Origin of the sequence: Streptomyces sp. NPDC059785, from assembly GCF_042732375.1 — a bacterium.
Classification (GTDB): Bacteria; Actinomycetota; Actinomycetes; order Streptomycetales; family Streptomycetaceae; genus Streptomyces.
Genome location: NZ_JBHWHV010000023.1, coordinates 39498 through 51996, shown reverse-complemented (window position 1 = coordinate 51996; position 12499 = coordinate 39498). Strand labels below are relative to the sequence as shown.

The 12499-nt window shown below is 70.9% G+C and carries 11 protein-coding genes and 1 tRNA gene; 6 read left to right on the top strand and 6 right to left on the bottom strand.

Annotation, left to right across the window (positions count from 1 at the left end):
• Nucleotides 1-58: 58 nt before the first annotated feature.
• The gene (locus ACFV6E_RS19055) at nt 59-607 is read right to left on the bottom strand and encodes an RNA 2'-phosphotransferase (RefSeq protein WP_385462999.1); all 549 of its coding nucleotides are present in this window, start codon (nt 605-607) and stop codon (nt 59-61) included.
• Nucleotides 608-858: 251 nt separating this feature from the next.
• The gene (locus ACFV6E_RS19050) at nt 859-2628 is read right to left on the bottom strand and encodes an SDR family oxidoreductase (protein ID WP_385462913.1); all 1770 of its coding nucleotides are present in this window, start codon (nt 2626-2628) and stop codon (nt 859-861) included.
• Between the two features lie 282 nt (nt 2629-2910).
• On the opposite strand from ACFV6E_RS19050, the gene ACFV6E_RS19045 reads away from it, so the two are divergent.
• From ACFV6E_RS19045 to ACFV6E_RS19020, 6 genes are all read left to right on the top strand, one after another.
• A complete protein-coding gene (locus ACFV6E_RS19045) occupies nt 2911-3918 on the top strand; it encodes an ABC transporter ATP-binding protein (RefSeq protein ID WP_385160014.1) in 1008 nt (335 codons plus the stop codon).
• Nucleotides 3908-4813: an ABC transporter permease gene (locus ACFV6E_RS19040; protein ID WP_385159912.1), complete on the top strand. Its 906-nt coding sequence runs from the start codon at nt 3908-3910 to the stop codon at nt 4811-4813. The genes ACFV6E_RS19045 and ACFV6E_RS19040 overlap by 11 nt, the downstream gene beginning before the upstream one ends.
• Nucleotides 4810-5721, top strand: a complete 912-nt coding sequence (locus tag ACFV6E_RS19035; RefSeq protein ID WP_385462910.1) for an ABC transporter ATP-binding protein — start codon at nt 4810-4812, stop codon at nt 5719-5721. Before ACFV6E_RS19040 ends, ACFV6E_RS19035 begins: the two co-directional genes overlap by 4 nt.
• A 10-nt stretch (nt 5722-5731) precedes the next feature.
• A complete protein-coding gene (locus ACFV6E_RS19030) occupies nt 5732-6451 on the top strand; it encodes an ABC transporter permease (RefSeq protein WP_385159916.1) in 720 nt (239 codons plus the stop codon).
• Between the two features lie 91 nt (nt 6452-6542).
• Nucleotides 6543-6830, top strand: coding sequence for a hypothetical protein (locus ACFV6E_RS19025; protein WP_385159918.1), 288 nt, complete (start codon nt 6543-6545; stop codon nt 6828-6830).
• Nucleotides 6831-7149: 319 nt separating this feature from the next.
• Nucleotides 7150-7234, top strand: a tRNA-Ser gene (locus tag ACFV6E_RS19020).
• Nucleotides 7235-7294: 60 nt separating this feature from the next.
• On the opposite strand, the gene ACFV6E_RS19015 is transcribed toward ACFV6E_RS19020, so the two are convergent.
• The 4 genes from ACFV6E_RS19015 to efeB form a co-directional block, all read right to left on the bottom strand.
• The gene (locus ACFV6E_RS19015; RefSeq protein ID WP_385159920.1) at nt 7295-8110 is read right to left on the bottom strand and encodes an HAD family hydrolase; all 816 of its coding nucleotides are present in this window, start codon (nt 8108-8110) and stop codon (nt 7295-7297) included.
• On the bottom strand, nt 8107-9384 hold the full coding sequence (serS, locus tag ACFV6E_RS19010; RefSeq protein WP_385159922.1) for a serine--tRNA ligase: 1278 nt from the start codon (nt 9382-9384) through the stop codon (nt 8107-8109). Before serS ends, ACFV6E_RS19015 begins: the two co-directional genes overlap by 4 nt.
• A 609-nt stretch (nt 9385-9993) precedes the next feature.
• The gene (pheA, locus tag ACFV6E_RS19005; RefSeq protein ID WP_385462908.1) at nt 9994-10929 is read right to left on the bottom strand and encodes a prephenate dehydratase; all 936 of its coding nucleotides are present in this window, start codon (nt 10927-10929) and stop codon (nt 9994-9996) included.
• A gap of 154 nt (nt 10930-11083) precedes the next feature.
• The gene (efeB, locus tag ACFV6E_RS19000) at nt 11084-12499 is read right to left on the bottom strand and encodes an iron uptake transporter deferrochelatase/peroxidase subunit (protein ID WP_385462904.1); all 1416 of its coding nucleotides are present in this window, start codon (nt 12497-12499) and stop codon (nt 11084-11086) included.

Below are 12499 nucleotides of genomic sequence, written 5' to 3'. Positions count from 1 at the left end.
GAGCGTGCGGGGCACGGGCACGGGTGCGGTGGCGGCGGTGACGCGGTGGCCGTGCGGATCAGCGCGGTCCGGGGAACCGCAGGTAGCGCGGGGGCACGGCGGCCGTCAGCCAGACACCGTTCGCGCTGACGTGGAAGACGTGGCCGTCGCGGTGCATGGCGGCGGCGTCGACGCCGAGCACGACCGGGCGGCCGCGGCGGGCTCCGACGCGGGTGGCGGTCTCGCGGTCGGCCGACAGGTGCACGTCGTGCCGGTTCATCGCCCTGAGGCCCTCGGCGCGGATCTCGTCCAGGCTGCGCTGCACTGTGCCGTGGTAGAGGTGTGCGGGCGGGGTCGACGGGGGCAGTCCGAGGTCGACATCGACGGAGTGGCCCTGGCTGGCGCGGATCCTGGTGCCGTCGATCGCGAAGCGCTGCTTGTCGTTGGTGGCGACCACGCGGTCGAGCTCCGCGCGGCTGAAGCGGAAACCGTGGGCGGTGGCGGCGGCGATCAGCGTGTCGATCTCGACCCAGCCGCCCTCGTCGAGCGTGAGCCCGATCCGCTCCGGCCGGTGCCGGAGGTGCTTCGCGAGGTACTTCGACACCTTCACGGTGCGTCTCCCGTCCATCTCCTTCTTCTCTTCGTTCATTTCACCAGCGTGCCTGGAGAGACGATGATCACGCGATCGAATTTGCTCCGAAGGTTTGATCCACAACCAAGTAGGGTTATCCACAAGCTGGTTGGCGAATCTGTGGACAAGTAACGGCTGTCCACAGGTAGTTGGTGAACTGACAGGCTGACAGTCCGACTTCACCGCACCCCGGCCAACGCCGCCCTCGCCGTCGATGCGTGGAGAGGACGACGCCCAACTCACACCTGTCAGAACGGCGGGTTGAGGCGGGCAACGCCGCGCAGCGCTCCCGGTGCCAGCCGCGACAACAGACGCATACCGCGTGCCTCGGGTGTGACGGCGACGACCGCCTGGTTCCGCACCACCGCCTGGAGCACGGCGTCCGCCACCTTCTCCGCCGGGTAGTTGCGCAACGCGTACAGGCGCACGGCCTTTTTCCGGCGTCTTACCACCTCGGCGGTGTGCAGCCCGGCGAAGCGCGCCGTGCTGGTGATGTTCGTGTTGACGAAGCCGGGGCAGATCGCCGAAACGCCGATTGCCCGGGACGCGAGTTCAGCGCGCAGGCACTCGCTGAGCATCAGTACCGCCGCCTTCGACGTGCAGTACGCCGGCAGCACTTTCGACGGCTGATAGGCGGCGGCGGAGGCGGTGTTGACGATGTGGCCGCCCTGACCGCGCTCGGCCATCTGCTTGCCGAAGAGCCTGCACCCGTGCAGGACGCCCCACAGATTGACGTCGAGGACCTTCCGCCAGTCCTCGGCCGTGGTGTCGAGGAAGGATCCGGCGAACCCGATCCCCGCGTTGTTCACCAGCACGTCCACCACCCCGTAGGAGACGGCGACTTTCTCGGCCAGCTCCTCCATGGCCGCCTCGTCGGAGACGTCCGCGGTCTCCGCCCAGGCGTCGGCGGCACCGAGCAGCCGGCACATCTCCGCGGTCCGGGCCGCGGACTCCGCGTCACGGTCGACGGCCACCACGCGCGCGCCGGATCCCGCGAAGGCGTGGGCAGTTGCCCGCCCGATGCCGCTGCCCGCGCCGGTGACCAGGACGAGCTGCCCGCCGAACCGGTCCGCGTACCTGCCGGCCGGGACGGTGGTCCGGCGCGCCGTGCGCCCGCCCTCCTGGCCGGTGACGAAGTCGGTGATCCACCCCGCGAGTTGGTCGGGGCGGGTGCGCGGGACCCAGTGCCTGGCCGGGAGCGTGCGCCGCACCAGCTCCGGAGCCCACGTCTCGAGTCCGTCGTACAGCCGCTCCGAGAGGAAGGCGTCCCCGAGGGGCGTGATGAGCTGCACGGGCGCGTGGGCGTACGCGTCCGGACGCGGTCTGCTCAGCCGGGGCCGCACGTTGTCCCGGTACAGCCAGGCGCCGTGCGCGGCGTCCTGGGGCAGCGACGGGGTCGGGTAGCCGTCGGCGGGCGTGCGCTCGACGCGCCGCAGGATCGCGGGCCAGCGTCTGCCGAGCGGTCCGCGCCAGGCCAGCTCGGGCAGGACGGGGGTGTGCAGCAGGTACACGTACCAGGACTTGGCGCCCTGGCCGAGGAGCTGGCCCACCCGGCGCGGGGTCGGGCGCCGCACGCGCTGCTTGATCCAGTGCCCGAAGTGGTCGAGGGACGGTCCGGACATGGAGGTGAAGGAGGCGATACGGCCCTTGGTGCGCTCGACCGTGACGAACTCCCAGGACTGCACCGAGCCCCAGTCGTGGCCCACCAGGTGCACCGGCTCGTCCGGGCTGACCGCGTCCGCGACCGCCAGGAAGTCGTCCGTCAGCTTCTCCAGCGTGAACCCGCCGCGCAGCGGCCGCGGCGCCGACGATCTGCCATGCCCGCGGACGTCGTAGAGGACCACGTGGAAGCGGTCGGCGAGGCGGCTCGCGACCTCGGACCAGACCTCCTTGGAGTCGGGATAGCCGTGCACCAGCACGACGGTCGGCCGGGACGCGTCGCCCAGCTCGGCGACGCACAGCTCGACCCCGCCCGTCCGCACCCAGCGCTCCCGCGCGGCTTCCAGCCCTGTCCTCACACGTCCTCCGCCCAACACCGCTCGCCGACTGTGCGCTACGTGTCCGTAACGTGACACCGACGAATGTGGCAATCAATGAGACGCAGCGTCAATAGGGGGGTGCGCGCCTGTGGACGGCCGGGCCGGTGTGGACAACCCGGTGACCGTTCCGGGTGACCGCTTGGCGGGTGGAGTACCTGAGGAGGGGACCCCTACGGGCCCGTACGTCTGAGGTCTGACACCGATGCAGCTCCGTGGGGTGACGACCGGTGTGGCCTGCGCCACTACTTTCGAAGTGTGACTGTGATCGCGACCGAAAGCCTGAGCAAGCGGTTCCCCAAGGTGACCGCGCTTGACCGGCTCTCCGTGGACGTCGGGCCCGGTGTCACCGGACTCGTCGGAGCCAACGGCGCCGGCAAGTCCACACTGATCAAGATCCTGCTGGGTCTGTCCCCCGCCACCGAGGGCCGCGCCGAAGTGCTCGGACTCGACGTCGCCACCAAGGGCGGCGCCATCCGCGAGCGCGTGGGGTACATGCCCGAGCACGACTGTCTGCCGCCCGACGTCTCGGCCACCGAGTTCGTCGTCCACATGGCGCGCATGTCCGGACTCCCGCCGACCGCCGCCCGCGAGCGCACCGCGGACACCCTGCGCCACGTCGGCCTGTACGAGGAGCGCTACCGCCCCATCGGCGGCTACTCGACCGGCATGAAGCAGCGCGTCAAGCTCGCGCAGGCCCTGGTGCACGACCCGCAGCTGGTCTTCCTGGACGAGCCGACCAACGGCCTCGACCCGGTGGGCCGCGACGAGATGCTCGGCCTGATCCGCCGCATCCACACCGACTTCGGCATCTCCGTCCTCGTGACCTCGCACCTGCTGGGCGAGCTGGAGCGGACCTGCGACCACGTCGTCGTGATCGACGGCGGCAAGCTGCTGCGGTCCAGCTCCACCACGGACTTCACGCAGATCACGACGACCCTGGCGGTCGAGGTCACCGACACCGACGAGCACCCGGACGGCACCCGCGCGGTCCGCGACGCGCTCCACGCGCGCGGGGTGGACACCCACGACGGCAGCGGGCTGCCCGGTGCCGGTCACGTCCTGCTGCTCACCGCCGAGAGCGAGGAGACGTACGACATCGTGCGCGACGTCGTCGCCGGCCTCGGCCTCGGCCTGGTCCGCATGGAACAGCGCAGACACCGCATCGCGGAGGTCTTCAAGGAGCACGACGAACGCGGTGATCGCGGTGATCGTGACGAACACGGCGGGCGCGACGAGCAGCGGAAGGAGGCGGTCGGCCATGGCGGTTGAACAGCCCCTCGCCCCCGGCGGCGAGCAGACCCGGATCCACAACATCGGCTACCGCGGCTACGACGGCCCGCGTCTCGGCCGGAGCTACGCCCGCCGCTCGCTGTACTCGCAGTCCCTGCGCGGCGCGTACGGACTGGGCCGCTCGGTGAAGTCCAAGGTGCTGCCGATGCTGCTCTTCGTGGTGATGTGCCTGCCCGCCGCCATCATGGTGGCCGTCACGGTCGTCACCAAGGCCAAGGACCTGCCCCTGGACTACACGCGGTACGCGATCGTCATGCAGGCCGTCATCGGCCTCTACGTCGCCTCCCAGGCGCCCCAGTCCGTCTCGCGCGACCTGCGCTTCAAGACCGTACCGCTGTACTTCTCGCGCCCCGTCGAGGCCTCCGACTACGTGCGGGCCAAGTACGCGGCCCTCGCCTCGGCGCTGTTCGTGCTGACGGCCGCGCCGCTGCTCGTGCTCTACATCGGCTCCCTCCTCGCCAAGCTCGACTTCACCGATCAGACGACAGGATTCGCCCAAGGGCTGGTCTCCGTGGCACTGCTCTCCCTGCTCTTCGCCGGCATCGGCCTGGTGATCTCCGCGGTCACCCCGCGCCGAGGCTTCGGCATAGCGGCCGTCATCGCCGTACTGACCATCTCCTACGGCGCCGTCTCCACCCTCCAGGCCATCGCGGACGTGCAGTCCAGCGGTGCCGCGGTCCCCTGGATCGGTCTCTTCTCGCCGATCACGCTCATCGACGGCGTGCAGACCGCCTTCCTCGGCGGGTCCTCCTCCTTCCCCGGAGGGGAAGGACCCACGTCCGCCCAGGGAGTCGTCTTCCTCGTCGTCGTCCTCGGTCTCATCGCCGGCTGCTACGGCCTGCTGATGCGCCGCTACCGGAAGGTCGGACTGTGACCACCCTCGACATCGACCACGTCTCGCGCTGGTTCGGCAACGTGGTGGCGGTCAACGACATCACGATGACGATCGGCCCCGGCGTCACCGGACTGCTCGGCCCGAACGGCGCGGGCAAGTCCACCCTGATCAACATGATGGGCGGCTTCCTGGCACCCTCCACCGGCTCCGTCACCCTCGACGGCCGCCCGGTCTGGCGCAACGAGGAGATCTACAAGCACATCGGCATCGTCCCCGAGCGGGAGGCGATGTACGACTTCCTCACGGGGCGCGAATTCGTCGTCGCCAACGCCGAGTTGCACGGCCTGGGCAGGAAGGCGGCCCAGCGGGCGCTCGCCACGGTCGAGATGGAGTACGCGCAGGACCGGAAGATCTCCACGTACTCCAAGGGCATGCGGCAGCGCGTGAAGATGGCGTCCGCGCTCGTCCACGAGCCGTCGCTGCTGCTGCTCGACGAGCCCTTCAACGGCATGGACCCGCGCCAGCGCATGCAGCTCATGGACCTGCTGCGGCGCATGGGCGACGAGGGCCGCACCGTGCTGTTCTCCTCGCACATACTCGAAGAGGTCGAACAGCTCGCCGCGCACATCGAGGTGATCGTCGCCGGGCGGCACGCGGCGAGCGGCGACTTCCGGCGCATCCGCCGCCTGATGACCGACCGCCCGCACCGCTATCTGGTGCGCTCCAGCGACGACCGCGCCCTGGCGGCCGCGCTGATCGCCGACCCGTCGACCGCCGGTATCGAGGTGGACGTCACGGAGGGCGCGCTGCGCGTCCAGGCGGTCGACTTCGGCCGGTTCACCGCGCTGCTGCCCCGGGTCGCCCGCGACCAGGGCATCCGGCTGCTGACGGTCTCGCCCTCCGACGAGTCCCTCGAATCCGTCTTCTCGTATCTCGTCGCCGCGTAGGAGGCCGAAGATGTACGACCCCACAGTCGCCCGGCTCACCTACCGGGCCCTGCTCGGCCGCCGCCGGGCCCTCATTCTGGGGGCCCTGCCCGTCCTGCTGCTGGTGATCGCCGCGGTGGTGCGCGCCCTGACCGGAGCGGACGACCAGGTCGCGGCCGATGTCCTCGGCGGATTCGCGCTGGCCACGATGGTGCCGATCATCGGCGTCATCGCCGGTACGGGCGCCATCGGCCCCGAGATCGACGACGGCTCGGTGATCTACCTGCTCGCGAAGCCCGTGAAGCGGCCGGCGATCATCTTCACCAAGCTGATCGTCGCTGTCGCCGTGACCATGGTGTTCTCCGCCGTCCCGACCTTCCTCGCGGGCCTGATACTCAACGGCAACGGCCAGCAGATCGCCGTCGCCTACACCGTGGCCGCGCTGGTCGCCTCCATCGCCTACGCGGCGCTCTTCCTGCTGCTGGGGACGGTGACCCGGCACGCGGTGGTCTTCGGCCTCGTCTACGCGCTGGTCTGGGAGGCGCTGTTCGGTTCGCTGGTGTCCGGGGCGCGCACGCTCAGCGTCCAGCAGTGGTCGCTCGCCGTGGCACACAAGGTCACCGGCGGGGACCTCGTCACCTCCGACGTGGGCCTGCCGACCGCGACGGTCCTGCTCGTCGTGGTCACCGTCCTCGCCACCTGGTACGCGGGACAGAAGCTGCGCACCCTGACGCTGGCCGGGGAGGAGTGAGCCGCCGCTCCCGGCCCTGACACGGGCCTCACGGGTGCACGGGCACACTGGACGGCGGACGGGCCCGGACGGGCCCGGCGGAAGGACCGGGATGGCAGTGGAGGAACCGCGGGGCGACTACGGGCACGGTGACGGCGGGCACGGCGGGCACGGCGGTGACGGACACGACGGCGAGCGGGCCGGGGACGGCTGGGACGGCGTCGTGCTCGACGAGGACTTCATACGCTCCGCCCGGGCGAAGGAGCCGTCCGGCCGGGCCCGGATGCTCGCCGCCCGCTGGCGCGACGGGGGACCCGAGCCGCAGCCCTGGCGCTCCGACGAGCCGCCCGCGGGCTGGTTCTTCAGCCGGAGCCGCCGACGCAGGCGCCGCCGCCAGTAGCCGGGCCCGCCGCCGGTAGCCGGGCCCGGCGCCGGTGCGGCGGCCCGCACGGGGCGCGCGTCCGGGCCGCCGTTTTTATTCGGTGGCGTCGGGGCGGGCGCGGCGGCACAGTAGTGGTGTCCGCACCGCCGGTCCGCAGCCGGCGCCACGATCCGGGAGAGGAGCGCGACGATGCACGCCAGTAGCAGTGCGTCGAGCTCCCGGCAGGGCAGCACGAGGCGGTTTCCGGAGTAGCCAACCCTCCGTCGAGTCCGCCCCGCACGGGGAGCTGCCCGGGGCGGCCGCTTCGAGCGCGCGTCTGTGCGCGGGCCGCCCACCCGGAGGATTGGCCGAGAGGTAAGGCACCGGCTTGCTAAGCCGTGGTCGGGGTCGTCCCCGCGCGCGTTCGATCCGCGCATCCTCCGCAGACAAGAGCACCGACACCAGGGGCCAGTGGTCCCGGCCTCCCAGGTGTCGGAAGAGCCCTAACCCAGCAACCGCTCCAGTACCACCGCGATGCCGTCCTCCTCGTTCGAGGACGTGATCTCGTCCGCGACGGCCTTGAGTTCGGTGTGGGCGTTGGCCATGGCCACGCCGTGCGCGGACCAGGCGAACATGGGGATGTCGTTCGGCATGTCGCCGAAAGCGATCGTGTCCGCGGCCTTCACCCCGAGGCGCCGGGCCGCGAGAGACAGCCCCGTGGCCTTGGACAGGCCGAGCGGGAGCAACTCCACGACACCGTGGCCCGCCATCGTGACACCGACGAGCCCGCCCGCGGCCTGGGAGGCCGCCTCGGCGAGCTCGTCGTCGGTGAGCGTCGGATGCTGTATGTACACCTTGTTCAGGGGCGCGGACCAGAGGTCCTCGGCGTCCGTGATCGGCAGATAGGGCAGGCGGCCCTCCTGCGCCCGGTAGCCGGGGCCGATCAGCACCTCGCCGTCGAGCCCGTCCCGGCTGGCGGCGAGCAGCAGCGGCCCGACCTCCGCCTCGATCTTGGCGAGCGCCAGACCGGCGAGCTGCCGGTCCAGGGTCACCGAGGTGAGCAGCCTGCGCTCCCCCGCGTGGTACACCTGTGCGCCCTGGCCGCACACCGCGAGCCCCTCGTAGTCGAGTTCGTCGAGGATGTGGCGGGTCCAGGGCACGGCGCGCCCGGTGACGACGATGTGCGCGGCGCCGGCCGCGGTGACCGCGGCCAGCGCCTCTCGGGTGCGCTCGGACACCGTGTCGTCGTTACGCAGCAGCGTCCCGTCGAGATCGGTGGCGACCAGCTGGTACGGGAACCGCCCGGAGGTACCGGTCACTTGGCGACCGGCTCCAGGAGCTCGCGTCCGCCGAGGTAGGGGCGGAGCACCTCGGGCACCCGCACCGAACCGTCGGCGAGCTGGTGGTTCTCCAGGATCGCCACGATGGTGCGCGGTACGGCGCACAGCGTGCCGTTCAGCGTCGCCAGCGGCTGCACCTTCTTGCCGTCGCGCATCCGGATGGACAGGCGGCGGGCCTGGAAGCTGTCGCAGTTCGACGCCGAGGTCAGCTCGCGGTACTTGCCCTGGGTGGGGATCCACGCCTCGCAGTCGAACTTGCGCGAGGCCGAGGCGCCCAGGTCACCGCTGGCGACGTCGATCACCTGGAAGGGCAGCTCCAGGCCGCTCAGCCACTGCTTCTCCCAGTCCAGGAGCCGCTGGTGCTCGCTCTCGGCGTCCTCGGGCGCGACGTACGAGAACATCTCGACCTTGTCGAACTGGTGCACCCGGAAGATGCCGCGGGTGTCCTTGCCGTAGGTGCCGGCCTCGCGGCGGTAGCACGGCGAGAATCCGGCGTACCGCTGCGGCAGCTTGTCGGCGTCGAGGATCTCGTCCATGTGGTACCCGGCGAGCGGGACCTCGGAGGTGCCCACCAGGTAGAGGTCGTCCTTCTCCAGGTAGTACACGTTCTCCGCGGCCTGGCCGAGGAAGCCGGTGCCCTCCATGGCCTGCGGGCGGACCAGGGCCGGGGTCAGCATCGGCGTGAAGCCGGCCTCGGTGGCCTGGGCGATCGCCGCGTTCACCAGCGCCAGCTCCAGGAGCGCGCCGATGCCCGTCAGGTAGTAGAACCGAGAGCCGGAGACCTTGGCGGCGCGCTCGACGTCGATGGCGCCGAGTGCCTGGCCGAGCTCCAGGTGGTCCTTGGGCTCGAAGCCCTCGGCGCCGAAGTCGCGGATCGTGCCGTGCGTCTCCAGGACGACGAAGTCCTCCTCGCCGCCGACGGGCACGTCCGGGTGCACGATGTTGCCGAGCTGGAGGAGGAGACGCTTGGTCTCCGCGTCGGCCTCGTCCTGCTCGGCGTCGGCGGCCTTGACGGCGGCGGCGAGCTCACCGGCCTTCTTCAGCAGCTCGGCCTTCTCGTCACCGGAGGCCTTGGGGATGAGCTTGCCGAGCGCCTTCTGCTCGGAACGGAGCTCGTCGAAGCGGACGCCGGACGACCTGCGCCGCTCGTCGGCGGAGAGAAGGGAGTCGACGAGCGCGACGTCCTCTCCACGGGCGCGCTGCGACGCACGCACACGGTCGGGGTCCTCACGGAGCAGGCGAAGGTCAATCACCCTGCAAGGCTACCGGTGCGCACTTCGGGCTCACGACTCGATATTCCGGTCCGCCGGTTCTGTCACGATTTGGGTGAAATGGTGGATCGACGGCAATCCGCGGGCAATCCGCGGGTAATCCGCGTCAATAAAAGGGGCACGCATCCCTGAAACGGGGCAGAGCGGTGTCGGCGGATTGACCGGATCCCCTTGTGGAGAGCGGGACTTGGCGGTGGTGTTGTCCACAGGAATCCACGCCCTCGCGGAGTTATCCACAGGCTGTGCGGTTGATCTGTGGACTTCGGAAGTGATCATTCCGAAAGCCGCATGCCGGACGAAGGTATCCCGGGACAAACCCGCTTTGCCTCCACTTTCGAGTGGAAAGCGTTCGCTCCAAAGGATTGATCAAAGGAAAAGGGTGGACGAGGGGTGACCTGCGGGGCTGTGGAAGGAGTTGGGCTCCGTAGATGGATTTGTCGACGATGTCACCCTTCGCTGTCGACTTGTCCCCAGGTCGAGAAGCTCGCCTGTGGATAACTTCTGTGGATGAAGACAATCGGCTGGTAGGACCGGCTTCGGCCACGGCCGAAACCAATACCGGCAACCGCGGCGGTTATGCGCCGACGCCGGTCAGAAGCGTCCGTCCTGGCAGCGCGCCAGCCAGTCGGAGGCGGCGGAGAACTCGCCGTCGGACGTACCGGGGCGCAGCGGTCGTACGTCCGACACCGATACCCCGGCCCGCGGATAGGACCCGAGGAAGCGCACCTGGGGACAGATGCGCTTGAGGCCCATCAGCGCCTCGCCCACGCGGCGGTCCGTGATGTGGCCCTCGGCGTCCACGGAGAAGCAGTAGTTGCCGATGCCCTCGCCGGTCGGCCGGGACTCGATGCGCATCAGGTTGACGCCGCGCGCGGCGAACTCCTGGAGCAGTTCGAGCAGCGCACCGGGGTGGTCGTCGCCGAGCCAGATGACCACGGACGTCTTGTCGGCACCGGTCGGCGCGGCGGGACGGGCCGGACGGCCGGTCAGTACGAACCGGGTCTCGGCGTTCGCCGCGTCGTGGATCTCCGTCACCAGCGGTTCCAGGCCGTACGTGGCCGCCGCGAACTCGCCCGCGAAGGCGGCGTCGTACCGGCCCTCCTGGACCAGCCGGGCACCGTCCGCGTTCGAGGCGGCCGACTCCCACAGGGCGTCCGGGAGGTGGGCCGCGAGCCAGTTGCGCACCTGCGGCTGGGCGACCGGGTGCCCGGTCACGGTCTTGACGCCCGTCAGCTCCGTACCGGGCCTGACCAGCAGGGCGAAGGCGATCGGCAGGACGACCTCGCGGTAGATCATCAGCGGTTCGCCGAAGGCGAGTTCGTCGAGGGTCGCCGTGACGCCGCCCTCGACCGAGTTCTCGATCGGGACGAGCGCGGCCGCGGCCTGGGAACCGCGCACCGCGTCGAGCGCCGCCGGCACGGACACCATGGGAACCAGCTCCCGGGTCGCGGCCTCCGGAAGCGTACGGAGCGCGGCCTCGGTGAAGGTGCCCTCGGGACCCAGGTACGTGTAGCGCGTCGCCGACATACCGTCACCCTAATGGGCCGCGAAGCCGGGCGATCGCCGGACGGTCCACGACCACGGTCACCACCGTCGGCCGCACCCGGCCGCCGGATCCCGGCTCCCGCACCCGGCTCCCGCTCACGAGCACCCCCAGGCTCAACCCCGAGCACACCCGGGCTCAGCCCTCCAGCAGCCGCTGCCCCACGTACTCGCCTTCGGCCGCGCCGCCGGGTACGGCGAACAGGCCGCTGGCCTCGTGCCGGATGTACTCGGACAGGGCGTCGCCCCGGTCGAGCTTGCGCTGGACGGGGACGAAACCGCGCAGCGGATCGGCCTGCCAGCAGATGAACAGCAGACCCGCGTCCGGTACCCCGTCCGCGTCGAAGCCGTCGTGGAAGGAGAACGGCCGGCGGAGCATCGCCGCGCCCCCGTTCTGGTCGGGCCGGGTGATCCGGGAGTGCGCGTTGAGCGGGATGACGAGCCGGCCGTCGGAGCCGGTCTTCTCCAGCTTCGGTTCGGTCGTCTCGCTGCCGCCGGTCAGCGGCGCCCCGTCCGACTTCCGCCGCCCGATGACCTGCTCCTGGGCGCCGGAGGAGAGCTTCTCCCAGTCGTCCAGGAGCATCCGGATCCGGCGTACGACGACGTACGAGCCGTGGGCCATCCAAGCCGGGTCGCCGGACGCGGGGACGAAGATCCGCTGGTCGAAGTCGGACTCGGCGGGCTTGGGATTGCGGGTGCCGTCGATCTGGCCCATCAGGTTGCGCGTGGTCAGCGGCTGGGCGGTGGCGCCCGGCGAACGGTTGAAGCCGTTCATCTGCCAGCGCACGCGCGCCGCGGAACCGGCGTCCCGCTGCACCGCGCGCAGTGCGTGGAAGGCCACCAGCGCGTCGTTGGCGCCGATCTGCACCCACAGGTCGCCGTTGCTGCGGGCCTTGTCGAGATGGTCGGAGGAGAAGTCGGGCAGCGGGTCCAGGGCGACCGGCCGCTGCTTCTCCAGACCCGTACGCGCGAAGAAGCCGTGGCCGAAGCCGAAGGTGATGCTGAGGGACGAAGGACCGGCGTCGCGGGCCACGTCCGTGTCGTCGTGCGAGGCCGACTTCCCGGCCATCAGCAGCCGGGCCGTCTCCGACCAGCGGCGCAGCAGGGCGGCCGCCTCCTTGCGGCCGGCGCCCGCGGCCAGGTCGAAGGCGACGAGGTGGCCGCTGGACTGGAGGGCGGTGGTGATCCCCGGCTGATGTTTCCCGTGAAACATCACCGTGTCCGCGCCAAGTGAGGTCAGGGGTGCGGTCTGTTCGGCCCCGGGTGCCGCCGCGTATCCGGCGGCACCGCCCGCCGCGCCGAGGGCGAGCCCGGTGGCACCGGCGGTACCGAGCAGCCGCCGTCGCGAGAAAGCGCCCGGGGAGGCGCCGACGGAGGTGCCCGCGGGGCCCCCTTGCGAGGCGCCCGCCCCGGCGCCAGCGGTCTCCGCCGGGGAGCCGGACCCGGACCCGGAACCCGTACGGGACCCGGGCCCGGAGCCGGAACCCGCACCGGACCCGGAGCCCGAACCCGGGCCGTTCGCGGGTGGGGCCTCCGGAGTGGACTGGTCAGCCAT